The sequence below is a fragment of the Rhizobium sp. ARZ01 genome (assembly GCF_014851675.1).
Classification (GTDB): domain Bacteria; phylum Pseudomonadota; class Alphaproteobacteria; order Rhizobiales; family Rhizobiaceae; genus Mycoplana.
In genome coordinates this window covers 959,029-983,212 of the sequence record NZ_JACVAE010000001.1, presented here as the reverse complement: position 1 = coordinate 983,212, position 24,184 = coordinate 959,029, and the positions used below count along the sequence as shown (strand labels likewise).

Annotated in this window: 24 protein-coding genes, 1 tRNA gene and 2 pseudogenes; 11 read left to right on the top strand and 16 right to left on the bottom strand. The window is 60.4% G+C overall.

Translation table 11 applies throughout. From position 1 onward, the window contains the following. Nucleotides 1-7: 7 nt before the first annotated feature. Nucleotides 8-991, bottom strand: a complete 984-nt coding sequence (locus IB238_RS04645; protein ID WP_192244000.1) for an alpha/beta hydrolase — start codon at nt 989-991, stop codon at nt 8-10. Then, entirely contained in the window at nt 988-1,677 is a 690-nt protein-coding gene (locus IB238_RS04640) for a GntR family transcriptional regulator (RefSeq protein WP_192243998.1), read from the bottom strand. Before IB238_RS04640 ends, IB238_RS04645 begins: the two co-directional genes overlap by 4 nt. Nucleotides 1,678-1,779: 102 nt before the next feature. On the opposite strand from IB238_RS04640, the gene ugpC reads away from it, so the two are divergent. The 4 genes from ugpC to IB238_RS04625 all read left to right on the top strand — a co-directional run bounded on the left by ugpC (nt 1,780) and on the right by IB238_RS04625 (nt 4,044). Further along, a complete protein-coding gene (ugpC, locus tag IB238_RS04635) occupies nt 1,780-2,862 on the top strand; it encodes a sn-glycerol-3-phosphate ABC transporter ATP-binding protein UgpC (RefSeq protein WP_192243996.1) in 1,083 nt (360 codons plus the stop codon). A gap of 152 nt (nt 2,863-3,014) precedes the next feature. Continuing rightward, entirely contained in the window at nt 3,015-3,149 is a 135-nt protein-coding gene (locus tag IB238_RS24895; protein WP_281414429.1) for a hypothetical protein, read from the top strand. Nucleotides 3,150-3,273: 124 nt separating this feature from the next. Further along, a complete protein-coding gene (locus IB238_RS04630; RefSeq protein ID WP_192243994.1) occupies nt 3,274-3,615 on the top strand; it encodes a hypothetical protein in 342 nt (113 codons plus the stop codon). A gap of 84 nt (nt 3,616-3,699) precedes the next feature. Then, the gene (locus IB238_RS04625; RefSeq protein WP_192243992.1) at nt 3,700-4,044 is read left to right on the top strand and encodes a hypothetical protein; all 345 of its coding nucleotides are present in this window, start codon (nt 3,700-3,702) and stop codon (nt 4,042-4,044) included. A gap of 63 nt (nt 4,045-4,107) precedes the next feature. Here IB238_RS04625 and IB238_RS04620 read toward each other — a convergent pair whose 3' ends face one another. The 9 genes and pseudogenes from IB238_RS04620 to pcsA form a co-directional block, all read right to left on the bottom strand. Next, nucleotides 4,108-4,857 (bottom strand): FadR/GntR family transcriptional regulator, encoded by a 750-nt coding sequence (locus IB238_RS04620; protein ID WP_246723474.1) that lies wholly within the window; start codon nt 4,855-4,857, stop codon nt 4,108-4,110. Nucleotides 4,858-4,963: 106 nt separating this feature from the next. After that, nucleotides 4,964-5,430 (bottom strand): annotated as a pseudogene (locus tag IB238_RS04615) (sugar ABC transporter permease YjfF); the annotation flags it as partial. Between the two features lie 6 nt (nt 5,431-5,436). After that, nucleotides 5,437-5,851 (bottom strand): annotated as a pseudogene (locus IB238_RS24470) (substrate-binding domain-containing protein); the annotation flags it as partial. Nucleotides 5,852-6,129: 278 nt separating this feature from the next. Beyond that, nucleotides 6,130-7,200 carry a BMP family ABC transporter substrate-binding protein gene (locus IB238_RS04605; RefSeq protein WP_192243990.1) on the bottom strand — a complete coding sequence of 357 codons (1,071 nt, stop codon included), beginning with the start codon at nt 7,198-7,200 and terminating at the stop codon, nt 6,130-6,132. 49 nt (nt 7,201-7,249) lie between these two features. Further along, complete coding sequence (locus tag IB238_RS04600) at nt 7,250-8,170, bottom strand: ABC transporter permease (RefSeq protein WP_192243988.1); 921 nt, start codon at nt 8,168-8,170, stop codon at nt 7,250-7,252. Continuing rightward, nucleotides 8,170-9,264, bottom strand: coding sequence for an ABC transporter permease (locus IB238_RS04595; protein ID WP_192243987.1), 1,095 nt, complete (start codon nt 9,262-9,264; stop codon nt 8,170-8,172). Before IB238_RS04595 ends, IB238_RS04600 begins: the two co-directional genes overlap by 1 nt. Further along, the gene (locus IB238_RS04590) at nt 9,254-10,822 is read right to left on the bottom strand and encodes an ABC transporter ATP-binding protein (RefSeq protein ID WP_192243985.1); all 1,569 of its coding nucleotides are present in this window, start codon (nt 10,820-10,822) and stop codon (nt 9,254-9,256) included. The genes IB238_RS04595 and IB238_RS04590 overlap by 11 nt, the downstream gene beginning before the upstream one ends. 42 nt (nt 10,823-10,864) lie before the next feature. Then, nucleotides 10,865-11,836 (bottom strand): quinone oxidoreductase, encoded by a 972-nt coding sequence (locus tag IB238_RS04585; protein ID WP_192243983.1) that lies wholly within the window; start codon nt 11,834-11,836, stop codon nt 10,865-10,867. 18 nt (nt 11,837-11,854) lie between these two features. Beyond that, on the bottom strand, nt 11,855-12,580 hold the full coding sequence (gene pcsA, locus IB238_RS04580) for a phosphatidylcholine synthase (RefSeq protein WP_192243981.1): 726 nt from the start codon (nt 12,578-12,580) through the stop codon (nt 11,855-11,857). Between the two features lie 269 nt (nt 12,581-12,849). Between pcsA and IB238_RS04575 the strand changes: the two genes are divergently transcribed. Beyond that, entirely contained in the window at nt 12,850-14,061 is a 1,212-nt protein-coding gene (locus IB238_RS04575; protein WP_192243979.1) for a UbiH/UbiF family hydroxylase, read from the top strand. Here the strand turns inward: IB238_RS04575 and IB238_RS04570 are convergent. Continuing rightward, a complete protein-coding gene (locus IB238_RS04570) occupies nt 14,024-14,986 on the bottom strand; it encodes an AEC family transporter (protein ID WP_192243977.1) in 963 nt (320 codons plus the stop codon). The two genes, IB238_RS04575 and IB238_RS04570, sit on opposite strands and share 38 nt — an antisense overlap. Nucleotides 14,987-15,089: 103 nt before the next feature. After that, nucleotides 15,090-15,839 carry a cytochrome c biogenesis CcdA family protein gene (locus IB238_RS04565; RefSeq protein ID WP_192243975.1) on the bottom strand — a complete coding sequence of 250 codons (750 nt, stop codon included), beginning with the start codon at nt 15,837-15,839 and terminating at the stop codon, nt 15,090-15,092. Between the two features lie 274 nt (nt 15,840-16,113). Between IB238_RS04565 and IB238_RS04560 the strand changes: the two genes are divergently transcribed. The 4 genes from IB238_RS04560 (at nt 16,114) to IB238_RS04545 (ending at nt 18,505) form a co-directional block, all read left to right on the top strand. Beyond that, nucleotides 16,114-16,189 (top strand) — tRNA-Lys (locus IB238_RS04560). A gap of 154 nt (nt 16,190-16,343) precedes the next feature. Continuing rightward, nucleotides 16,344-17,156 carry a nickel-binding protein gene (locus tag IB238_RS04555; protein WP_192243973.1) on the top strand — a complete coding sequence of 271 codons (813 nt, stop codon included), beginning with the start codon at nt 16,344-16,346 and terminating at the stop codon, nt 17,154-17,156. 144 nt (nt 17,157-17,300) lie between these two features. After that, nucleotides 17,301-17,561 carry a hypothetical protein gene (locus IB238_RS04550; RefSeq protein WP_192243971.1) on the top strand — a complete coding sequence of 87 codons (261 nt, stop codon included), beginning with the start codon at nt 17,301-17,303 and terminating at the stop codon, nt 17,559-17,561. 170 nt (nt 17,562-17,731) lie between these two features. Then, nucleotides 17,732-18,505 (top strand): NAD kinase, encoded by a 774-nt coding sequence (locus tag IB238_RS04545; protein ID WP_192243969.1) that lies wholly within the window; start codon nt 17,732-17,734, stop codon nt 18,503-18,505. A gap of 547 nt (nt 18,506-19,052) precedes the next feature. Here IB238_RS04545 and IB238_RS04540 read toward each other — a convergent pair. Continuing rightward, a complete protein-coding gene (locus IB238_RS04540; RefSeq protein WP_192243967.1) occupies nt 19,053-20,513 on the bottom strand; it encodes a glycosyltransferase family 39 protein in 1,461 nt (486 codons plus the stop codon). 86 nt (nt 20,514-20,599) lie between these two features. Continuing rightward, entirely contained in the window at nt 20,600-20,989 is a 390-nt protein-coding gene (locus tag IB238_RS04535; RefSeq protein WP_192243965.1) for a GtrA family protein, read from the bottom strand. Nucleotides 20,990-21,146: 157 nt separating this feature from the next. On the opposite strand from IB238_RS04535, the gene IB238_RS04530 reads away from it, so the two are divergent. Together IB238_RS04530 and IB238_RS04525 are read left to right on the top strand one after the other, a co-directional pair. Further along, nucleotides 21,147-22,097 carry a glycosyltransferase family 2 protein gene (locus IB238_RS04530; RefSeq protein ID WP_192243963.1) on the top strand — a complete coding sequence of 317 codons (951 nt, stop codon included), beginning with the start codon at nt 21,147-21,149 and terminating at the stop codon, nt 22,095-22,097. After that, on the top strand, nt 22,094-22,900 hold the full coding sequence (locus IB238_RS04525; RefSeq protein ID WP_192243961.1) for a ChbG/HpnK family deacetylase: 807 nt from the start codon (nt 22,094-22,096) through the stop codon (nt 22,898-22,900). The genes IB238_RS04530 and IB238_RS04525 overlap by 4 nt, the downstream gene beginning before the upstream one ends. Nucleotides 22,901-23,017: 117 nt before the next feature. Here IB238_RS04525 and prfB read toward each other — a convergent pair. After that, nucleotides 23,018-24,149, bottom strand: a protein-coding gene (prfB, locus tag IB238_RS04520) for a peptide chain release factor 2 (RefSeq protein ID WP_192243959.1) whose coding sequence is annotated in 2 segments (ribosomal slippage) — nt 23,018-24,079 and nt 24,081-24,149 — 1,131 coding nt in all. Because the reading frame shifts where the segments join, the coding sequence is not laid out codon by codon here. Nucleotides 24,150-24,184 lie beyond the last annotated feature (35 nt).

Below are 24,184 nucleotides of genomic sequence, written 5' to 3'. Positions count from 1 at the left end.
GCCACGCTCAGGCGCGAGCCATTTTCCATGCGGCGACTCCGGCAGCGGCAAGCGCCTCCCGCGCCGCTGCAAGATCAATCGTGTTTTGCAGAAATCCGTGCGTGACGCCGGGTACGATGGTAACGGTGTCCCCGCGCCCCAGCGCCTCCAGCCGCTGCTGAAGGATGAGCGTGTCGCTGAGCAGCGGGTCGACGCCTCCAGCCATCAGATACAGAGGCGGCAGCGCCCCAAGCGCTGCATCGTACGCAACGAGCGGACAGGCGAGCGGGTCTTGCGAGATGTCCGCTCGATCAGCGGCATACCAGGCCCAATAGCGCTGCATCTTCGCGCGCGTCAGGCCGGGGCCGTTGGCGAAGAACTCGTAGGAGGGCGTCGAGAAGTCCATTGCATAGTTGCCGTAGAAGAGCAGCGCACCCGCAACCGGTGTCGGCGCGACGGCCTGCTGCTCATGCAGCATGGCCGCCAATGCGAGGTTCGCCCCGGCCGAGTCGCCAGCCAGCAACAGCGGCCCTTCGAGGACACCGGCAACCCTCGTTGCAGCAAATGCCGCCCGCAGGCATGCGACCACATCCTTCAACCCGGCAGGATAAGGATTTTCGGGCGCAAGCCGATAGTCAGGCAGAAGAACGGGCAGACCGGATTCGAGCGCAAGGACGCGGGCGCAGCGCTCGTGGGTCTCCGGGCTGCAAAAGGCAAAGCCGCCGCCGTGCACATAGAGGATTGCGCCTGCCGCCCGGCCCTCGGGCACAAGAACCCGCACCCGGCAATGCGCCGAACCGAGCGACCTATCGGCCTCGACCCGGATGTCGACGACGCTCGCCATCGACGGCAGATCGCGGTTCCAGCGCCGGTTTCCCTCTTCGGAGAGCGCCCGCCCCTCAGCCGGAGGCAGCAGTGTCGGGTCCTGCTGCGGCCCCTCCGCAGCGAGGCGCTGCATCAACGCCGCCATCTCGGGTGAAAGCTCAGCGTTGAAAGAGACCTGCCCAGTCATAGGGCAACATCCGGAAATACGCTGGGGCCAAGATCGACGATGGTGGCGATGTGGTGACGCAGCGCTTCGTTCGCGCGCACGGGATCGCGGCTGTCAATCGCCTCGATGATCGTGCTGTGCCGCTGGGCGGTCGCCACGAGGTCACGCGGGGCCGTGCTTCTCGATATCTTGAAGCGATGGTTATGAACCAGGCAGCGGTGCAGAATCGGATCCAGCGCCGGCAACCGCGCATCCTGGAAAATCCGACGATGGAAATCACGGTCGGCGGACGCGAGCTCCAGTTCGTCGTCGCGCTGCGCCGCATCCAGCATCTCCTGCAGCAGTGCCCGCAGATCGGAGATCAGCGTGCGGCTCGGCGCCCGCACAACGCGCAAAACCCCGTTGCACTCGATCTGGCGCCGAACGCGGAACATTTCGACCGCCTCATCCTCGGTGCACTCGGAAACCTGCGTGCCCTTGTGCCCCTGACGCAGGACCAGCCCCTCTTCCTGAAGCTGGAGCAGCGCCTCGCGCACTGTTCCCTGACTGCAGCCGAAATGAGCGGCCAGTTCGAGCTCGGTCAACGCAGCACCCGCCGGCAGAACGCCGAGCATGATATCCCGCTTCAGCGCATTGAAGGCGGCCGCGGATTTTGCGGGCTTCGCGGGAGCAGTGCGAGCATTCGGCCTTGTCGAAAAATAGGACATTGCGCCTTCCATGGAGTTGCCAACCGGCGTTCGTATCATTATTGATATTGATATCGATAATGGAGGTCAAGGGCTGATTTCGCCCTTCGGAGGGACATTACAGTGACCGCAATCGCCTTGAGAAAGATCCGCAAGACCTACGGCTCGCTTCCGGTCATCCACGACGTCGATATTGAAATCGAAAGCGGCGAGTTCCTCGTCCTGGTCGGACCATCGGGTTGCGGCAAGTCCACGCTCCTGCGCATGATTGCCGGCCTTGAGGAGATTTCCGGAGGCGTGCTCGACATCGGCGGAAAGGTGGTCAACGCGCTGCCGCCGTCCGAGCGCGACATCGCCATGGTGTTCCAGGATTACGCGCTCTATCCCCACATGAGCGTGCGCGAGAACATGGCTTTCGGCCTGAAGATGCGCGGTACAGCTGACGAGGCGATCAACAAGCGCGTGTCGCTCGCGGCAGATACCCTCAAGATCGCCCAGTTCCTGGAGCGCCGCCCGGCGCAACTGTCCGGCGGCCAGCGCCAGCGCGTCGCTATGGGCCGCGCGATCGTGCGCGAACCGTCTGCTTTCCTTTTCGACGAGCCGCTTTCCAACCTCGACGCAGCCTTGCGCGTCGAAATGCGCCTGGAAATCGCCAAGCTGCACAACCGGATGAAGGCGACGACGATCTATGTGACGCACGACCAGGTCGAGGCCATGACGCTGGCTGACCGCATCGTCGTGCTGAATGCGGGCCGGATCGAGCAGGTCGGCGCTCCGCTCGAACTCTACCATAAGCCGGCCAGCCTCTTCGTCGCCCGCTTTATCGGCAGCCCGACGATGAACACCCTGTCAGCGGAGTTGAAAACCGCTGCGAATGACGAGTTGCGCGTTTCCATCGCTGGCCGGGAGTTTACCTTGCCGTCGCCTGAACAAATGTCTCAAAAGAACGGGAACGTCACCCTGGGCATCCGGCCGGAAGACCTCGTCCGCTGTTCGCCCGCGGAAGCGTGGTTTGGCGGCGAACTCGCAGTCGTCGAGCGCCTCGGCAGCCAGACCTACGGTTATGTCGAGATCGGTCAGAGCCGCATGCTCACCGTCGAGTTTCCGAGGAGCGCCGAAATCAAGGTCGGCGAAAACATTTGCGTGCGCGGCAACCCGGCGGGAACCCACCTGTTCGATGATACCACCGGGCACCGGATCAACTGAGGAGGACTGTTGCCCTCAGGATTGGCCCGGATAGTCCGGCCCGCCCCCGACTTCTTCGGACAGATCCGAACCGATGAACACCGCGCACCTCGGAAGGTGAATATTGCCAACGGCTTTCCGCCTGCTATCCTTGATGAAGGGAGGAGCATGTCATGGAAAACTTTCTCGCATTGTTCGCCGTCGTTCTTGGTTCCGCCGTCCTGGGTCTCTTTCTCGCCTACGGCATGCGGCGGCAGCGCGAGCAGCAGCGTCCGCACAATCACGACGAAGCGTCACCCCGCTTCTAGCGTTTTCAGGGAAACACCAACTCTTGCGGACGAGGCATAGCTCGATTGCAGTTATCGGCGCTGCATGGCCGCGGGCCAAGAAGACAGGACATTATAGGGGCAATCGCTTTTCTTCGGAGGCGGCATGGAGCATAGCGACAGACCGGAGGAAGAGCGCGATATCGATGTCCTCTTCCGCAACGGCAACATTACCGTCTTCGGCATTGTGCTCGCCTTCTCACTCGGCTTCCTGAATTCCTGGACCAGCAACCCGAATGAGTGGCAACTCGACGACTTGCCGACGCTCGCCCTGATCTCGGCCGGAATCGTCTTCCAGGCGCACGCCCTCTGGCGATTGCTTCGCCTCGATTCTCTGAAGCGAAACGTATTCAAGTCCGGCACCCGAAATTTCGCAATCGGGCTGGTGCTGACCGCCTCCGGTATGCTGCTTTCCATCGCAATCGATGTCGCTCGCATTCTGATCTGAAGGTCGGCGGCGTGGTGCTTCAGGCGGCCCACTAGAGCCGACACGCGCTCGACAGCCCTTCGAGGCTGTGCAAGACTGTATTCCATGATCGAAAGCAGCGATGCAGAACTCGAAGACGAGCGCCTGAAGCTGGTGAACGAACTGGCGCGGGTGAAACAGACCACGTCGACTGCGCTGCTGGCGCACAATGCGCCAGGCAGCACCGGCTTTCACGAGGCGACCCACACGGCCTCGATCGTGCTGGACCTTTTGGACCAGCATCTCCTCCATCATCCCGCCATCGCAGGAAGTCCGGAATGGTTTCGCTACGCCTCCCGCGCCAGCGAAGCACTGTTCAACCTCTACCAGTCGATGGGCGCGGCACAGCTCGAGCATCATTCTGACGACGGTTTGCGGCCCGAAGACCTGAATGCCAGCAACGACGACTGAACGTCGGCTACATCAGATGACGGTCCCGCAGATCTGCCGCAGCCACCTTGTGTCTCACGCGACCTACGCGTGACTGCGTTCGTTCAATGCGTCGACGACACGTTCACGGCCGACGCGAATGACGTTCTCCATCGCACGGCGCGCACCCGCCTCATCGCGGCGACGGATTTCCTCGACGATGCGGATGTGAGAGGCGGCAACATCATCGATCTTGCCGCGATCCCGCGCCGGGGAACTGAGCCTGAACACGCCGACGAGCGCGGCTTCAATCAGGCTGCCGATGGTGCGGAAGAAGGGATTGCGCGAGGCCTCCAGCACACTGAGGTGGAATTTCAGGTCGGCCATGGCGAGTGTTTCGGCGGTATGTTCCGGATCCCCCATTGCCATGGCCAGCCGCATCATGTGGCTGATGTCGGCATCCGTGGCAAATCGCGCCGCGAGAGCAGCGGCGTGGGGTTCGAAAGCCAGTCGGACTTCACTGAGATCGAGCAGAAATGCCTCGTCGACGCCCTTCGCAAGCTGCCAGGTCAGGATATCGCTATCGAACAAGTTCCACTGCGCTCGCGGCGTGACACGAGTGCCGATCCGCGCGCGGGGTACGACCAGCCCCTTGGCAGACAGCGTCTTCATCGCTTCCCGCAGCACCGTGCGCGATACCTTGAAGCGGGCTGCGAGTTCCGCGTCTCCCGGAAGCGTCGAGCCCACCGCAAATTCTCCGGCGACAATGGCGCGCCCGAGTTCGTTTACGACCTGCGCATGGCTGGTTCGTGTGTTTGCCCCCGTAATGACGGTCTCAAGCAGCCCCTTGCGCAATCGTCCCTCCTCTCCCTGCCGGCCGTCCATCCTTAGGTGGACAACTGCAATGGTCAAACCGGTGCGACCGTCCATTCGACACCAGGTCCGGTGTCGGCCGCGTCCTTCAGGCAAACCGCCTGCCGCTCCTCGACAGATAGAGAAAGCCCTTCTGCATCAGGATAAACCCGAAAAGCAGAAGACCAATCAATATCTTCGTCCACCAACTGGAGAGCGAGCCATCGAATGTGATGTAGGTCTGAATCAGCCCCATGATGAGAATGCCGATCAGCGTTCCCCCCACGAACCCGGATCCGCCCGTCAGAAGCGTCCCTCCAATCACCACTGCCGCGATCGCATCCAGTTCCACCCCGACCGCAGCGAGCGAGTATCCTGCTGAGGTATAGAGCGAGAAGACGATTCCCGAAAGCCCGGCACGCATGCCCGACACGCATAGATGAGAATGGTTGTCTGCGCCACGGGCACACCCATCAGACCCGCTGTGGCAACGCCTCCACCGAGCGCGTAGACATTGGCGCCGAAACGCGTGCGATGGGCGAGCAAAATGGCCGCGGCGAATACGAGAAGCATCAGCCTCAAGGAGCCGGTGGTCCCCTGCAGCTCGACGACATTGCATGGCTTGCCGGCAATCGTGTCGACTAGCCACTTGCCCACCACATTGCCCTCATGGACGAGGTCGGACGTGACGGCCGTCATGTAGAGGTCCTTCGACGAGTCGACGGTGCGATCCAGCAGGATGACCGGAATTTCAGCCTCCTTGGCTTCGGTCAGCACGTCGTCCGAACCGAATGGCGTCAACGCCCCGCGCAATGAATGAGCGAAGCGCCTTGATCTGGTTTTCCTGCTTCTGCTGCGCGTCGGCGAACTTCAGGTTGATTTCGCGGCTTTCGGCCTGTTGCTTGGTCAGCGTCGTCTCTGCCGCGCGCCAGCCGGATTCCGAGCCGATCTGCGAAATGCCAACGGTGAGGTCGGCCGCCGAAGCCGAGCCGAACATGCAAGCAGCCAAAACCGTGGCACTCGCAAGTGCGGTCTACAATTTCATGATGTCCTCCCAAAGAAAGCTGCCCTTCAGCAGCCAGTGAGCAAAATCATATTGTATTACTATTGTGAACTCAAAATTGCGAATGAACAAAAATTTCGCACCGCACAAGCTGCATTGAACGGGCGCCCGCAGCAGGCTCGGGCGTAAAAAACAATGGCCCCTGAAGCGGCAGTGCTTCAGGGGCCAATGACGTTCGAATGTGAGGTGCGGCTGTGCCGCAATCGACCTTGTTATTGCGGCAGCTTGTCGTCGACGCCGGCGATGTAGAAGTTCATGCCGAGCAACGTGCCGTCGTCGGCCTTCTCGCCTTCCTTCAGCCAGTCGGAGCCGTCCTGCTTCTTGATCGGGCCGGTATAGGGATGCAGCTCACCCGACTTGATCTTGGCTTCGGTTTCCTCGGCCATCTTCTTCACGTCATCAGGCATGTTGGTGTACGGCGCCATCGTCAGGATACCATCCTTCAGGCCGTCCCAGATCTGCTCGGACTTCCAGGTACCGTCCATCAGTTGCTTGGTGCGCTTGATGTAGTAAGCGCCCCAGGTGTCGACGATCGCGGTCAGCTGGGTCTCCGGGCCGGCCTTGATCATGTCAGACGCCTGGCCGAAGGCCTTGATGCCGCGCTCGGCCGCCACCTGCATCGGTGCAGTCGTGTCGGTGTGCTGCGTCAGGATATCGACGCCCTGGTCGATCAGCGCCTTGGCCGCATCGGCTTCCTTGCCGGGGTCGAACCAGGTGTTGGCCCAGATGACCTTCACCTTGAAGTCCGGGTTCACCGACTGCGCACCATGGACGAAGGCATTGATGCCCATGACCACTTCCGGGATCGGGAAGGAGGCGATGTAGCCGGCGACGCCCTTCTGCGACATCTTCGCTGCGATCTGGCCCTGGATGTAGCGGCCTTCATAGAAGCGCGAGTTGTAGGTGGCGACGTTCGGGGCCGACTTGAAGCCGGTGGCGTGCTCGAACTTCACGTCCGGGAACTTCTCGGCAACCTTGATCGTCGCATCCATGAAGCCGAACGACGTGGTGAAGACCATGGCGCAGCCGGAGCGGGCCATGCGCTCGATGGCGCGCTCGGCATCGGGGCCTTCCGGAACGTTTTCGAGGAACGGCGTCTCGATCTTGTCGCCGAACTCGGCCTGGAGCGCCTGGCGGCCGATGTCGTGCGCCTGCGTCCAGCCGCCGTCGGTCTTGGAACCGACGTAGATGAAGCAGATCTTGGTCTTGTCCTGGGCGCTGGCGCCGGCGGCAAAGCCGAGCACCGTCGCCGAGGTTGCGAGTGCGAGTAGAAGTTTTTTCATTTCGACCTCTGTAAGGTTTGAGACTTGATTTTCCGTCGTTTCTTCTTGTTCACCGATCGGGCACGAACGGCCTTCCGAGTGATGCGGGCGTGTTGATCAGCGTCATGCGCCGATTGTGCGATATCAGGACGAGGACGACAACCGTGGCCGCGTAGGGAAGTGCCGACAGGAACTGGGAGGGTATGCCAAGGCCGAGCGCCTGAGCATGCAACTGACTGATGGAGACAGCCCCGAAGAGATAACCACCGGCGAGCACGCGCCACGGTCGCCAGGAAGCAAACACGACCAGCGCAAGCGCGATCCAGCCGCGACCGGCCGTCATGTTCTCCACCCATTGCGGTGTATAGACGAGCGAAAGCTGCGCGCCGGCAAGCCCGGCGCATGCGCCGCCGAAAAGGACGGCGAGATAGCGGGTACGAATGACGCCGATGCCAAGCGCGTGCGCCGAGGCGTGGTTGTCACCAATCGCGCGGATCTTCAAGCCGGCGCGGCTCCGGAACAGAAACCAGTTCACGCCGATGACCAGCGCGATGGAGAGGTAGAAGATAAGGTCTTGCTTGAAGAGAAGCCGACCGAAGAAGGGTATCTCTGAAAGAAGCGGAATGGTGATCTCGGGCAGCTTGATGCCGGACATGCCGACATAGGCCTCACCGATCTGGCCGGAAACACCGAGACCGAGGATGGTCAGAGCCAGACCGGTCGCCACCTGGTTCGCCACCAGGGTCAGGGTGAGGAAACCGAACAACAGCGAGAACAGTGCCCCGCCGGCTATGCCCGCAAGCACGCCGACATAGGGAGAGCCGGTCGCGTTCGTCGCGGCGAAAGCGAGAACGGCGCCCATGATCATCATGCCTTCGACACCGAGATTGAGGACGCCGGCGCGCTCGGTCACCAGCTCGCCGAGTGCTGCCAGAACCAGCGGCGTCGCCGCGGTGATGACGGTCAGCAGGATCGCTTCGACAATTCCCATTATTCGGCTCCGCCTTGCGCCGCCGCTGTCCTGCCTGAGAAGACGAGCCGGATCTTGTATTGAATGAGCGTGTCACACGAGAGCACGAAGAAGAGCAGCAGCCCCTGGAACACACGGGTCACCTTGTCGGAGACGCTAAGGGTCAGCTGCACCGCCTCACCGCCCACATAGGTCAGCGCGAGAAGCAGGCCGGCAACGATGACGCCCAACGGATTTAGGCGGCCAAGGAAGGCGACGATAATGGCGGTAAAGCCGTAGCCGGGCGAGATGATCGGCTGCAGCTTGCCGATGTTGCCGCTAACCTCGGAGATGCCGGCGAGCCCGGCAAGTGCACCCGACAGCAGCATCGAGAACCAGATCATTCGGCGTGAGGAAAAGCCGGCGAAGCGCCCTGCCCGTTCCGACTGGCCGAGCACCGTGATCTCGAAGCCCTTCAGCGTGTAGCGCACCATGAACCAAACAAGCAGGGCCGCAACGATGGCAAAGACAAAGCCCAGATTGGTGCGCCCGGAATCAAGGATCTCCGGCAGCACGGCCTCGGGCGCAAAGTCGCGCGTGATGGGGAAGTTGTAGGCTTCCGGGCTGCGCCACGGACCACGCACGATCCAGTCGAGAAAGAGCTGGGCGATATAGACCAGCATCAGGCTCGACAGGATTTCGTTGGTGTTCATGTTCGCCTTCAGGAAGGCGGGAATTGCGGCATAAAGCGCACCGCCGATCATGCCGAAGACGAGCATCAGCGGCAGCACCAGCGGCGAATGCCATTCATGGAAGACAACCGGAACGATCGACCCGGCAATCGCGCCCATGATGAACTGCCCTTCGGCGCCGATGTTCCAGTTGTTGGAACGGTAACAGATCGAAAGTCCGACGCCGATCAGGACCAAAGGCGCGGCCTTGATGGCGATCTCGTGCAGCGACCAGATGTCCAGCAGCGGCTCTACAAAAAAGCTGTAGAGGGCGCTCGCGGGGTCCTTGCCCAACAACGCGAACATGATGCCGCCGGCGATCACCGTCAGCACCAATGCGATGAAAGGCGAAAGGATGGCGTAGAAGGTCGAGGGCCGCGGCCGCTTTTCGAGTTCAATGCGCATGGGCGGCCTCCGCACCTTCCTTCTTGTCGTGCATGCCGCCCATCAACAGGCCGATCTTTTCGCGTGTCATCTCGCGCGCGGGATAGGCATCGGACAGTTTGCCTTCGCTGATCACCGCGATTTCGGTAGCAACCTCGAAGATCTCGTCCAGGTCCTGGCTGATGACGAGGACGGCCGAACCTGCCTTCGCCAGATCGACCAGCGCCTGGCGGATTCGGCTTGCGGCACCGGCGTCGACGCCCCAGGTCGGCTGGTTGACGACGAGAACGGCGGGCTGGCGATCCAGTTCACGGCCGACAATGTATTTCTGCAGATTGCCGCCAGACAGAGAGCCCGCCAGCGGATCTTCGCCACTCTTGCGTACGTCCATCGCCTCGGAAATCCGCCGCGACGCCAGCCGGACGGCCACGTATTTGATGATACCGAGCACACCGAGGAAGGCGGCACGGTCGGACTGGTTACGCGCAAGCACGAGATTGTCGGAGAGCGACATGCCGGTAACGGCGGCGTGTCCGTGACGCTCTTCCGGGACGAAGCCCGCGCCCATCAGCCGCCGCGCCGTAATACCGAGCCTGCCGACCGGCCGCTGGCGTATCTGAACGGCGTTGACATCACTGACTGGGAATTCACCCGACAGCGCGTCGAAAAGCTCGCCCTGCCCGTTGCCGGCAACACCCGCGATCGCCAGCACCTCACCGCCATGTACCTTCAGAGATATGCCCTTGAGCGAGACCGCAAACGGCGTACGAGCCGAAACATTTAGCTCACGCGCTTCGAGCAGCACGTTGCCCTTCGCGTTCGTGCCTGCGGCCGTAACCGCTGCGACGTCGCTCCCGACCATCATGCGGGCCAGCGAGGCCGGCGTTTCCTTTCGTGGATCGCAGGCGCCGGTCACCTTGCCGTGGCGAAGGACGGTAGCGCGGTCGCAGATGCGTTGCACCTCCTCCAGCCTGTGGCTGATGTAGAGAACCGAACGGCCTTCCGCCTTGAGCTTGGCGAGCGTCTCGAACAGACGATCGGCCTCCTGCGGTGTCAGCACCGAGGTCGGCTCGTCGAGGATGATCAGTTGCGGGTTCTGCAGCAGCGCGCGGACGATCTCAATGCGCTGCCGCTCGCCCACGGAAAGATCAGCAACGTGCGCCTTCGGGTCAAGCGGCAGGCCATAGGCATGCGAAAGGCGGGCTGCCTCCTCGGTGACCTTGGCCAGCGACACCTCCGGTGGCATCGACAACGCGATGTTCTCGGCCACCGTCAGCGCCTCGAACAGCGAAAAATGCTGGAAGACCATGCCGATCCCGAGCTTGCGCGCCGCACTCGGGCTGCCGATCGAGACCGCTTCGCCCTTCCAGTAGATCTGGCCGCTCGTCGGCGCCAGTACGCCGAACAGCATCTTCACCAGCGTCGACTTGCCGGCACCGTTCTCTCCGAGGAGGGCATGGATTTCGCCCGGCTGGATCTCCAGATCGATGCCGTTACAGGCCGCAAATGTGCCGAAAAGCTTCGTCAGATTGCGTACAGCCAGCAACGGGCTGCCCGCGGACGCTCCAGCAACTGACACTATGCCCCTCTTTTCTCGTAGCTTTTCCCGTTCGCTGCAGCGTCAGGGAATGAGCAACGTCGTTCCGCTTGTTTTTCTTGTTTCCAGATCCGTGTGGGCGCGCCCCGCCTCCGCCAGCGGATAAGTCTGATTTATATTGATACGCAGTTTGTTGCTGCGCACAACATCAAAGAGGGAGTTTGCACATGCGTCTAGCTCGGCGCGTGTCGCAATATAGTGAAAGAGCGTCGGGCGGGTGGCGAAGAGCGAGCCCTTTTGCGCGAGCAATCCAACACTGAAGGCATCCACCGGACCGGAGGAGTTGCCAAAGCTGACCCACATGCCGCGCGGCTTCAAGCAATCCAGCGACTTCGGGAACGTGTCCTTGCCGACGGAATCGTAGACGACGTCACATTTTTTCCCACCGGTCAGTTCGAGCACGCGATCGACGAAGTCTTCCTTCGTGTAATCGATGACGTGGTCATAGCCGTGCGCGAGCGCGAGCTCGATTTTCTCCTTCGATCCGGCCGTCCCGATGACCGTGGCGCCGAGTGCCTTGGCCCACTGGCCGGCAATCAGGCCGACGCCGCCGGCGGCAGCGTGGAACAGGATCACGTGCCCGGGCTTCACCGGAAAGGTCTGCAGCAGCAGGTACTGTGCCGTCATCCCCTTCAGCATCATTGCCGCCGCCGTTTCCAGCGAAATTTCGTCCGGGACCTTGACCAAATGCTTCGTTGCGACGTTTCGCTCAGCCGCGTAGGCCCCGTCCGCCGAGGCATAGGCAACACGGTCTCCGATCGCAAAATCGCTCACGCCTTCGCCAAGCGCCGTCACCGTGCCCGCCCCTTCCTTTCCGGGAATGAACGGCAGGTCGGCCTTATAGAGGCCGGTTCGGAAATAGACATCGATGAAATTCAACCCGATCGCAGCCTGCTTGATGCGGACTTCACCCGGGCCCGGAGGGGAAAGCTCGATCTCTTCCACTTTCAGCACTTCGGGGCCGCCGAGCGACCGGACGACGATGGCTCTAGTCATCTGTCTTTCTCCCAGAGATCAGTGTTTTCCGAGACGCGGGAACAACTGCAGCACCGCACCGATGAGATAGAGGTAGATCCCTGTTCCGACCACGCCCAGCACCACCCATTGCGGCGTCTCGAAATGCAGCAGAAGCGCATACATGCCCAATATCGCCCAGGCGAAGAAGACGATGAGATTAAGAGGCCGTAGCCGCTCGACGCGCACCGGATGCAGGAAGTTGATCGGCATGAAAGTGAGGAAGACCGAAACGAAGACGACAATCGAAGCCGTCACCTCGCTCGCCTTGATGACGAACAGCGTGAAGACGATCATGTTCCAGACAACGGGAAAGCCCGAAAAAAAGTATTCATCGGTCTTCATGCCCATGTCGGCATAGTAGATGGCGCTGGAAACGACGATCGCGCCCGCGGCAACAAAGGACCAAGGTTCACCGATCATCCCACTCTGGTAGAGCGCAAAGGCAGGGAGCAAGACGTAGGTGACGTAGTCGATGACGTTATCGAGCGTATCACCCGACCAGTTCGGCAGCACTTCCTTCACCCGCACCTTGCGGGCGATCGGGCCATCGATGCCGTCGACCAAAAGCGCCAGGCCGAGCCACCAGAACATGTCGACGAAGCGGTGCTCGGCAGCCGCGACAACACCGAGGAAGGCCAGGAAGGAGCCCGATGCCGTGAGGATATGCACGGAGAAGGCCCTGATTTCGGCATAGGGAACGCGCCGGTAATTGAAAAACTTCATCGCCTGCCCTTGTCCGTCCCCGTCCCGGCGCCCCTCGCCTTACTGAATTGTGCGGCGTTACCTGCTGACAGCGCAGGCTTTTCGTCTGTAATATGCACTGATTGACCGCGGCTTCCAGCGAAAATCCGACGGCACGCCAGCGCGTCTGGCAGCACTGGAGGCCCTGCGCCGTTTCAACCCATGGATTTTGCCAGATTCCGGGCTTAGTTTGCCAAGAAAGACCCACGGGCATTTCTGTGGGTAAGCATGACTTGAAAGAAGAACTGCGCATGGAAGCCTTTGATATCGCCGTCGTCGGCGCCGGCCTGGCTGGCAATCTTGCAGCGTTGGCCCTTTCCGATTCGGGCAGGCGCGTGGCCCTGATCGCCCCCGCAGCCCGCTCCCATGACGGGCGCACGACGGCTCTGATGGCTCAATCGATCGAGTTCGTTCGCGAACTTGGCCTTTGGGACGAGATCACCATGGTTGCGGCCCCACTGGAGACGATGCGGATCCTCGACGGCACATCACGCCTCTTCCGCGCGCCCCCCGTCAGCTTCCGATCCAGCGAGGTCGACCTTCCCGCCTTCGGATACAACATTCCAAATGCCCCGTTCCTGGAGAACCTGGAGCGCAAGATCGCCGAACGTGAAACGATCACCCGATTTGAAACGACGCTCGAGCGGCTCACTTCTTCCGCCGACACCGTCGAGCTGCATCTTGCCGACGGTCGCGCGATAATCGCAAACCTTCTCGTCGGCGCGGACGGCCGCCAATCCGAGGTGCGGCGCCAGAGCGGCATTTCCGTGCGCACCTGGACCTATCCGCAGACGGCTCTCGTGCTGAACTTCACGCACGATCTGCCCCATGCGAACATCTCGAGCGAGTTCCACACGGAAAGCGGTCCTTTCACGCAGGTGCCGCTGCCGGGCCGGCGCTCCAGCCTCGTCTGGGTGCTTTCGCCAAAGGAGGCGGAGGCAAAGCGCACCCTGCCGCTCGATGAATTGAGCCGCGCTGTGGAGGATCGCATGCAGTCGATCCTTGGCAAGGTTTCCGTCGAGGCCGCGCCGCAGGCCTTCCCGCTGTCGGGAATGCAGGCGGATCGCTTCGGCAAGGGCCAGGTGGCCCTGCTCGGCGAGGCCGCTCACGCCTTCCCCCCGATCGGCGCACAGGGCCTCAACCTTAGCCTGCGCGACGTGATGGCGCTGCGCGATCTCCTGAACGATCCGGGCCAGCCGATCGGCACGATCGGCGATGTCTTCGATCGGCACCGGCGCGTGGACATCCAGAGCCGGACGACCAGCGTCGACCTTCTCAATCGCTCGCTGCTCTCCGAATTCCTGCCGGTGCAGATCCTGCGCACGGCAGGCCTGCACATGCTTTCCGCAATCGGGCCGCTGCGCAGTGTGGTGATGCGCGAGGGCGTCGAGCCCGGCGGCTCGCTCAAAGCCTTCCGCGAGATCCTTAAGGGAAAGGGTCACCCGGAAGCAGGCCCGACTTGACGAGATAGAGCAGAATGGTGACGGTCGCGACCGACAACACGGTCGTGATCAGGATCGTCGCCGAGGCCCGTTCCTGCCAGACGCCGTACTGCTGGCCGATGACGAACACGTTCGTTGCAGTTGGAAGTGCCGCGAGCAGGACGGCCGTATAGACCCAGACCGGATCGAAATTGCCGGCAGCACCCAGCACCAGATACATCGTCACGGGAAGGAGCAGGAGCTTCGCCGGGACGATGTAGGTGATTTCGGCCGGCACGCGTTTGAGCGGCCGCAACGCCAGCGTCACCCCCATGGCGAAGAGTGCGCAAGGTGCCGCAGCCTGCGCCAGATAGTCGATCAAGCGCTGCAGCGGTGCCGGCGCCTCGAAGGAAAGGAAGGCTGCGACGAAACCGGCTGCAGTCGCGATGATGAACGGATGCGTCACGATCCTGCGGACGATATCGCCTGCAATTGCTGCCGCCGGGCGTTTCTCGCCGCCGGAGAACGACATCAGCGCCGGCGCCACCATGAAATGCAGCATGTTCTCGAAGCAAAAGACGAGCGCCACGGGCACCGCGGCCGGCTCTCCGAAGGCCAGCAACGCAAGTCCGGGCCCCATGTAGCCGATGTTTCCATAGGCGGCCGCCAACCCCTGGACCGTGGCCTCGCCCACGGTGGCCCGTCTGACGAGCAGGCCGACGACAAATATCAGGCCAAAAACGAGATAGGTCGCGCTGACATTGGCGAGGATGAAGTCGACGCGCGTCAGTTGCTCGATCGGCGTCTTCGACACCAGCTTGAAGAACAGTGCCGGCAGCGAGACATAGATGATGAAGGTATTGAGCCAGCCGAGCGCCTCGGCAGGCTGGCGGGTGATCTTTGCGGCGAGGTAGCCAAGCAGAATCATGCCGAAGAACGGCAGCACCAGTCCCGTAATTTCCGCCATGCGACCTGCGAATCCCCGACGCCTAGGTTTGTTCAGGCGCCGGCTCTATCCGAAGTTCAGCGGAAGCGAAACCGGCTCCCGCGGAAATCGCAGCACTCGATGCTCAGCCGATCTGCGAGAGAATGGGGAAGGTCTGCTGGAACCAGATCGCCACCGTGCTGATATAGCCGAACACGAAGGCAAGCCCGGTCAGAACCAGGAGCACGCCCATGACCCGTTCCACAGTGCCGAGATGCTTTCGGAAACGCATCAGGAACCGCATGAAGGAACCGGAGAATCCGGCGGCGATCCAGAAGGGAACGGCAAGGCCGAGCGAATAGACGGCAAGCAGGACAGCCCCCTCGCCCACAGTCTCGCGCGCGGCGGCCACACCGAGGATAGCGCCAAGCACGGGACCGATGCAGGGCGTCCAGCCGAAGGCAAACGCCAACCCCATGACATAGGCACCCGAAAGCGTGGCCGGCTTTCCGCCCCCCTGGAAACGGGCCTCGCGCGCAAAAAAGCCGATCCGCAGGACGCCGAGGAAATGCAGTCCCATCAGGATGATGATGACACCGCCGACCTGGGCAAGCAGGTCCAGATGGCGCCGCAGCGCCATGCCGATCGTTGACGCCCCTGCACCGAGCGCAATGAACACTGTCGCAAACCCCAACGTAAAGAAGAGTGCAGACAACAACACTGCCCTGCGGGCGCGACCATCGTCGGCGACGATCGCCCCGCCGCGGAATTGCTCGACGGAAATACCGGCCATGTAGCAAAGGTAGGGAGGAACGAGCGGCAGGACGCAGGGTGAGAGAAACGAAAGCGTTCCGGCAAGAAGCGCACTCAAAAGGGATATTTCGGCAATCGACAAGCAGGCTCTCCGCGAACACATCCATGCCTGAACCGTTCAGGCGCTTCAATGACATCCGCGCCGATAAAACCGCATCGGCATGACTACTTCGACCCGATCTGCAGCCGGACATCCGCAGCCTCCATAGCCGGCCAAGTGGTTGGGAGCCAATCACCTTTTGGAGAACGCGGCGAAATGAAGCAAAAGGCCCAAGCGAAGCAATTTTACGGGTTGACCGAAAAGAGCCGCCTGCTATATGTCCGCCCACTTCCGCGGGGGCACAGACCTCGCCTGGGAGCGCGTAGCTCAGCCGGTAGAGCAACTGACTTTTAATCAGTAGGTCCAGGGTTCGAATCCCTGCGCGCTCACCACAGATTCTCATTAATATTCAAAACTATACGGATCGCTTCGCTTTTGCCGCCGCTACCGGCACAGGTCTGAGCACGGCTGGAAAGATGGACGATGGGCCCCTGCTGTCCTAAACTCCGTTTGAAATTTGACCACGGTCCCGGCAGGAGCAAGCAAATGCCTATCTTCATGGACCGACACGACCTTGCGGGCGCCACCGCAGAAGATGTGGCTCAAGCCCACCTGAAAGATCTCAGCATTCAGGATCAGTATGGGGTGAAGTTCCTGACCTACTGGTTCGATCACCGGAACGGAACGACGTTCTGCCTCATCGACGCCCCGGATGCGGAAACCGCCCAGTGCGTCCATCGCGAAGCCCACGGCTTTGTGGCGGCCGAGGTTCTGGAGGTACCGCTGTCGGCGGTCGAAGCCTTTCTCGGGAGAATACAGGACCCAGAGCCTACAGGATCCCGCGCCGTTGAACTGGATGCTGGCCACCGGGCCATCCTTTTCACCGACATCGTTGGTTCCACGGAAATGACATCGCGACTGGGGGATCGCATCGCGACCGAACTTGTAAGGGCGCATGATGCCATTGTTCACCGTAGCCTGGGCAGATGCTCCGGCCGCGAGGTCAAGCATACGGGCGACGGAATCATGGCAGCGTTCTCGTCCATCCCCTCCGCGGTCACTTGCGCGATGGACATTCAGCGGGAGTTTCGTAGCTACAACACGGGCAACTCGGAGCCCATTCATGTCCGCATCGGGCTGGATTGCGGCGAACCGATCGAAGACAGCAACGATCTTTTTGGTACCACGGTTCAACTGGCGGCACGCCTTTGCGCCTCCGCTGACGCCGATCAGATCCTCATATCCGAGAACATCTATCGGGAGTACGGCGCTACCGATGTCTTCACCCGCGGCGGCCGCTTCCGTCTGAAAGGCTTTGCCAAGCCCGTATCGGCCTATCTGTGCAACTGGATGCACTAAAGCACGTCGCGTCAGATCAGATGGGCGCGGCGTCCTATGCATGTCGTTATCCCCAAACCGCTGCACACTTGCGGATGAAGAGCATTTGTCATTGTGGAGGGCGCGTGTAAATTGAAGGCCTATTGCAATCGACAGGACTGCCCAATGCCCAAGAAGCCAAAGAACGAACATTCCGAACTCTCCGGTGAATTCACCGAGGATGGCGTGACCGTTCTCGTCGATATCTTTCGTCCAGCCGGGACGAACAACGACTGGCGCCTGGAAGTGATCACGCAGGAAGAGGATCTCATCGAGTGGGAAGAGCCGTTCGCGACCGATCGTGAGGCTTTCGACGAATTCCTGGCAACGGTCGCCCGTGATGGCATCCGTTCATTTCTGGAAGACGATGAGCCGTCGATCCACTGAACGCTCGTTCTCGATCCCACTGCCCGCCAAAACGCCGCTGCCCAAAAAGGGGCAAGTTTTATGCTGCACGCAACGACAATGCGTGCAACAAAGACGCTGACCACGCACGTGCGTGGGCAAGCAGCCGGTCTTCGGCGGGCATGTGTGAGAAAAAGGGTAAAACACACGGCATGACACGCAGCATCAGATCGCTTTCGTTCGTCGCCTCGCAGGCGCCCGAGGCGCAGGAAGCGTTGCGCGAACTGGTTGACCGATACGGCAACGCCAAGCCCGACGAGGCGGATGTGATCATAGCGCTCGGCGGCGACGGCTTCATGCTGCAGACGCTTCACGCCATGATGAATTCCGGCAAACTGGTCTACGGCATGAACCGTGGCTCGGTGGGTTTTCTGATGAACCGTTACAGCGCGGATGACCTGCCGGGGCGCGTCGCCAGGGCGGTGGAAAACATCTTTCGCCCGCTCGAGATGAGCACTGTCGATGCGGCCGGGAACCAGCGCCAAGCGCTTGCCATCAACGAAGTCTACCTGTTTCGCCAATCCTATCAGGCCGCCAAGCTGCGCGTCATCGTCGACGGCCGCACCCGGCTGGAGGAATTGATCTGCGATGGCCTGCTACTTGCGACACCGGCCGGCTCCACCGCCTACAACCTCTCGGCCCACGGGCCGATCCTGCCGCTGGAGGCCCCGCTCCTCGCCCTGACCCCCGTCAGCCCGTTCCGTCCGCGGCGCTGGCGCGGCGCGCTCCTGCCGAACCACGTCAATGTGGAGATCGATATCCTGGAACCGGAAAAACGGCCTGTGAACGCAGTGGCCGACTACACCGAGGTCAAGTCGGTGACGAAGGTGAGCATCGCAGAATCAGAGAATTCGACTGCGGTCATCCTCTCCGATCCGGATCACTCCTGGTCGGAGCGCATCTTGTCGGAACAGTTTCAGTACTGAGGCCGCGCCGGCGCTAGGTCGGCCGAGGCTATCATTCGGAGGCTTAGGAACCACGGTCAGAAGCTGCCCACGCTGGGGACGTCCGACCGCTGGCTCGCGGAGATCCCCCTTCCGTCACCCCGGACTTGATCCGGGGTCCAGCCGCGCCGCGTCTGCGGCGCGTAAGAGCTTTTTTACGTTCAAGGATTTGAGTGCGTTATAGACATGTGCGGCCGAACGCCCGCGGTCTTACCCGCCGGAAGCTGCGGTCCACAAAACCATGCCGGGTATTGCCGGCGCAGTTCGGCAAATGGAACAGCGTCAGGAAACGCTTTAGCCGGTTGAGCAAGGCAGGCACTTTCGACCTGTCTTTTGAGCATCTTGCATCGTTATCTTCATCGGCCGATTTGGCGCGGATGTTTGACTCATCGATTGTACGTGCACATGTTTCGCGGTCGCGGCAAAAGGGCGGCAGGACAGCTAGGCGCTCGCCGGATCGCGGCGCCTTTAAGACCAACATCCATTTGAAGACCGACTTCGACAGCTATCCCACCACACCGCCTTGACTTCAGTCCCCGGATTGCGGTTGACAAACGATAGCGTAAACAGGCGGCAAATTCGCATTGGACAAGGCGATCTTGTGAACCGCTCCATAATCAACACAGTAGGCAGGCGGAGACGTGTTCGTCTCGCCCGAGAGGTATAGCACGCCTTTCTCGCGGATATCCTGCTCTGTGATCCATGGCGACTTTGAAAGATCGCCACCGATAATAACGCCTGGATGCCCGGGGGATGCGACCGCGACAAGGCCAGCCAACCAACGGTCACCTCCCACAAGAGCGAGTGGCGTTTTCACTTCCGCACTCCACAGAGCGTCAACTTTTTCTTCCAGCTCGTGCATCGGCCAGAATGGCCGCGATGGTTTGTGTGACCGCGCCCAAAGCGACTGCCCGACGAAAAACAAAGCAGTGAAGATCACGATCCCGACGGCTCCCTGGGCCAACCGGCGGATCATCTCCAGGCTCCAGTCCCGCCGCACTTCAGCCACCAGCCAAAGGCCGACGGTCGTGAACATCGGCATGCCCCACATGTCGAGTAACTTGGTGCCGGTCACCAGGGCGCCTCCCGTAACGAGGAGTATCGGCGTGAATGTAAAAAGCCGAAGAAAGAGGAGAGAATTGGCAGTTTCTTTCCGCCGCGCGGAGCGGCCCAGCGCGGAAAAGCCGACAAAGGCCAGCAACAGCAGGATCGGCACGTGATCGGCCAATTGCGTCAAGGCAAAAAGAACCGGCTGCAGAAACGAGCCCTTCGCGTGAGCCCGGCTTGCCGCATAGACAAAAGGCGAAAAATCATTCTGAAATAACCAGTAGATATGCGGTGCAAAAATAGTCAGCGCAACGGCGGCCGTGAGATATGGTCGGAATGACAGAAACTGTATTCGCACGGCGGCAAACGTCAGCGTGTAGATGACGGTCACCACGGCGATGACCGCGACCGAGTATTTTGCATACATTCCGACGCCCAACAGGCAACCCAGAATGAACCAGAAAACGGTTTTCTGCGGCCTGTTCAAAATACAAGAACAGGTCAGGATGATCCCTGCCCAAACCGGCAATTGCAGGACATTGTGATTGAATTCGTAGGTGGGGATGGTGAAATAGTAGGAACCTGCAAGCAACAGCGTGCCGGCGATGGCACGGCTGTCGTCCATCAACTGCCGGCCTGTCAGATAGACGAGAAAGTAGGTCAGCGCCACGCAGAGTTGCGACAGAAAATAGGGCCCCAGAATATAGCCTGGAACGATATATTGCATCACCTGCAGCAACCACGCAGGACCGGGAGGATGCTTGTAGGTCCCAAGAAGCCAATGCGGAGCCCAGGTCCCGCCCTCCACCACGTCAATGGGCGGCGACAGGCTCACAATCGTGGGGGTAACGGTCAGAACGCATAGCTGAAAGAGGACGAAAGCGGCCAAAATCCGCCCAGAACGCGCTTCGTCTGTTGCAATCATCGGCAATGAACCGTTCAATTTTCGTATCTCCTTGATAATATAAATAAATGCCGGCAGTCCGACCGGTTGTCACAGCTCTTTGTTTGGGGAGAAGTCGACAAACTTCAAGCGATGCGTGATTCGATCGACCACCGCGCAGCAAAGAAGTTCAGAACTGCAGCGCCAATTGTGCCGGCGATCTTCGCTGGCCAAACGCCCAGTAGCGGCGCAAGCACCCATATGCCGAGCGAAGAAACACACAGCGAAATTACTGCCCCGGATACAAGAAAACGGGGGATAGCCTGGCGATGGCGGCGCGTACGATGGAACGACCAGAACGAATTGACCGCATAGGAAAATCCTACGGCAATCGCCCATGCGATGCCATTCGCTGGCAGCGTCGCCATTCCAAGTATCAAGGCGAGCGAAAAAACTGCAAAATCGACGATCGTGTTGCCCACGCCAACCACCGTAAAGCGGATGATCTTCTTGATCTGCAGCTGTGGGTTGGTCATTTAAGGGCAATCTCCTCGACAGGCGCCACCGACCTCTAGCAAGTTATTCCAGAGGCAGCAAACGACTGGGGATTGCCCATTTCGCAACACTGGTCAAGGCAGCCCCGCCCGACTATAGGTTTGCGCTAATCCCCTGAAATGACGAGAAAGTTTTTACATGCCGGTTCTTTCCCTTGTCGCGCCCTTCTTCAACGAACAGGATTCCGTCGAGGAATTTGCCAAGTTCGTAAAACGGCTGACGTTTGAGGTAAAGGACCGCTTCAGCCTAGACGTTGAAGTCGTAATGGTCGATGACGGCAGCAAGGACGATAGCGTCGCATGCTATAAAAGGTCACTTGAGGGCACCTGGCGCGTCGTGGAACTCAGCCGCAACTTTGGCAAGGAAATCGCACTTTTTTCCGGGATCGAAGAAAGCAGGGGCGACTATATCCTGATGATCGACGCCGATCTTCAGCATCCCTACGACGTCTGCATCCAACTCATTTCGGCCCTGCTGACTGTTGACGATCTCGATGTTGTCTACTCCGTTCGAGACGATCGAATGGAAGAATCCTGGAGAAAGGCGATTGGCGGGCACATTTTCTATCGCCTGATCAATGCCAGACAGCGGTTTTCGATACCTGAAAATGCAGGGGATTTCCGCATCATAACTCGTCAGGTGGCAGACGCTCTTCTGCAGGTAAGGGACAAGCGGCGTTTCAACAAGGGCCTCTATGCGTGGCTCGGCTTTCGACAGAAGGCCATTTCTTACACGCCAAATGCTCGGGCCGCTGGTTTCTCTAAATGGTCAAGGCTTTCGCTGCTTTCATTGTCCCTGGAAGGCATAACGTCGTTTTCGGCTTTGCCTCTTCGCATAGTGTCGCTCCTCGGCGCATTCATAGGTATTCTTGGAATACTTTACGGCCTAAGGATCATCGTGGAAGCACTGATCTATGGTAGCGATGTGCCGGGCTTTCCGAGCCTGATGTCGGCCATTTCAGTGCTGGGTGGCTTCAATCTCGCTCTGCTTGGTCTTGTCGGCGAATATGTCTGGGTGGCAGTGAGCGAGACCAAAGACCGGCCGCTTTACATTGTTCGACGCGTCCATCGTTCGAGCTCGAACGCATGAAGCATGGCGTTGCTGACATCATTGCAGATGACTACGGTCTTTCACCGGGCGTCAGTGGCGCCATCCTGAAACTCATTGACCTTGGCATCATCACTGGCGCCGGCTGTATGACCCTTTTTCCAGAATGGAAAGAAGCAGCCAGGTCGATAAGAGAACTATCGCGCCACAAGCAGGTTTCTGTTGGCCTTCACGCAACGCTTACCGACTTTACGCCACTCTCAGGTCGATCTCTGCTCTCAGGCGAAAGCCAGCTTCCTGCCCTGAAACACCTGCTGATCGCCACCTATGCGCGGCAAATAGACGTCGTTTCACTGGAGACGGAACTCGATGCCCAATTGGAAGCCTTTTTCGATGAAATGGGGCGTCCTCCTGACTTCATAGATGGACACCAGCACGTTCATTTTCTGCCCCCAGTGCGCAATTGGCTGGAGAAACGTCGGGTTCGACTTGAAAGCGGCGGATCGCTGCCGTGGTTGCGTGGCTCGCCGAGTTTGCGCTTGTCGCCAAACCTCAGGATGAAAACAAAAATCAGCTTCGTCAGGGCAATATCAACTGGATTTGACCGACGCATGAAGCGCACCGGATTTTCGGTGCGTGGCCCCCTGGCGGGCTTTTATGACTGGGGCAAGCCCGACACATTTGAGAAAGTCATCGAGCAGATCAGAAGCCGCGCCTCCCAAGATACCGTATTCATGTGTCATCCAGGCTGGATCGATGACGTGCTTCTCAGCCGGGATAGCCTTGTAGCGGCAAGACCACTGGAGTTCGAAGCTCTTCGCAAGCTTGAAACAAATTCAAGGTAATTTCAGAAGCTGCCGCGGCGCGGCCTTGGTGGCCGGCAATAAGAAACGCAGACGCAAACTTTCATCAACAAGCAAAACGGCCCCCGAAAGGGCCGTTTTCCATTCATCGTCACCGGATCAGGCGAGATCCTCGACAGCCGCATCCGCGCCGCCGTTGACGCGGTGGGCCAGAGCGGCCTCCATGAACTCGTTCAGATCGCCGTTCAAAACGTCGTCGGGAGCGGTGCTTTCGACGCCGGTGCGCAGGTCCTTCACCAACTGGTAGGGCTGCAGCACGTAGGAGCGGATCTGGTGACCCCAGCCGATGTCGGTCTTCGACGAGGCTTCAGCGTTCGCCGCTTCCTCGCGCTTCTTCAGCTCCGCCTCATAGAGGCGGGCGCGCAGCATGTCCCAGGCCTTGGCCCGGTTCTTGTGCTGCGAGCGCTCCTGCTGGCAGGCGACGACGATGCCGGTCGGAATGTGCGTGATACGCACCGCCGAGTCCGTCGTGTTGACGTGCTGGCCGCCCGCGCCCGACGACCGATAAGTGTCGATGCGGCAGTCGCTCTCGTTGACCTCGATGTTGATCGAATCATCGACCACCGGGTAGACCCAGATCGAGGAGAACGAGGTGTGGCGGCGCGCGTTGCTGTCATAGGGCGAGATGCGCACCAGGCGGTGCACGCCTGATTCCGTCTTCATCCAGCCATAGGCATTGTGGCCCTTGACGAGGATCGTCGCGGATTTGATGCCGGCTTCTTCGCCATCGTGGATTTCGAGAAGCTCGACCTTGAAGCCCTGGCGCTCGGCCCAGCGGGTGTACATGCGAAGCAGCATGTTCGCCCAGTCCTGGCTCTCGGTGCCGCCGGCACCGGAGTGCACTTCGACATAGGTGTCGTTGGAGTCGGCCTCGCCCGAGAGCATCGCCTCGACCTGGCGGCGGTTGGATTCCGCACGCAGTTCCTTCAGCGCGTTCTCCGCATCCTTGACGATGTCGGCATCGCCCTCTTCCTCACCGAGCTCGATCAGTTCGATGTTGTCCCTGAGCTGCTGCTCGAGGCCGCGCAGGCCATTGATGCCGTCATCCAAATGCTGGCGCTCGCGCATCAGCTTCTGCGCTTCGGTGGCGTCGTTCCAGAGGTTTGGATCCTCTGCCTTGTTGTTCAACCAGTCCAGTCGTCTTATCGCCTGGTCCCAGTCAAAGATGCCTCCTCAGCAGGCTTATGGCCTGCTTGATTTCGTCGACTACGTTCTCGATTTCCGCGCGCATATCCGCCTTCTTAGATGGTTCGTGAATTGGCTGGT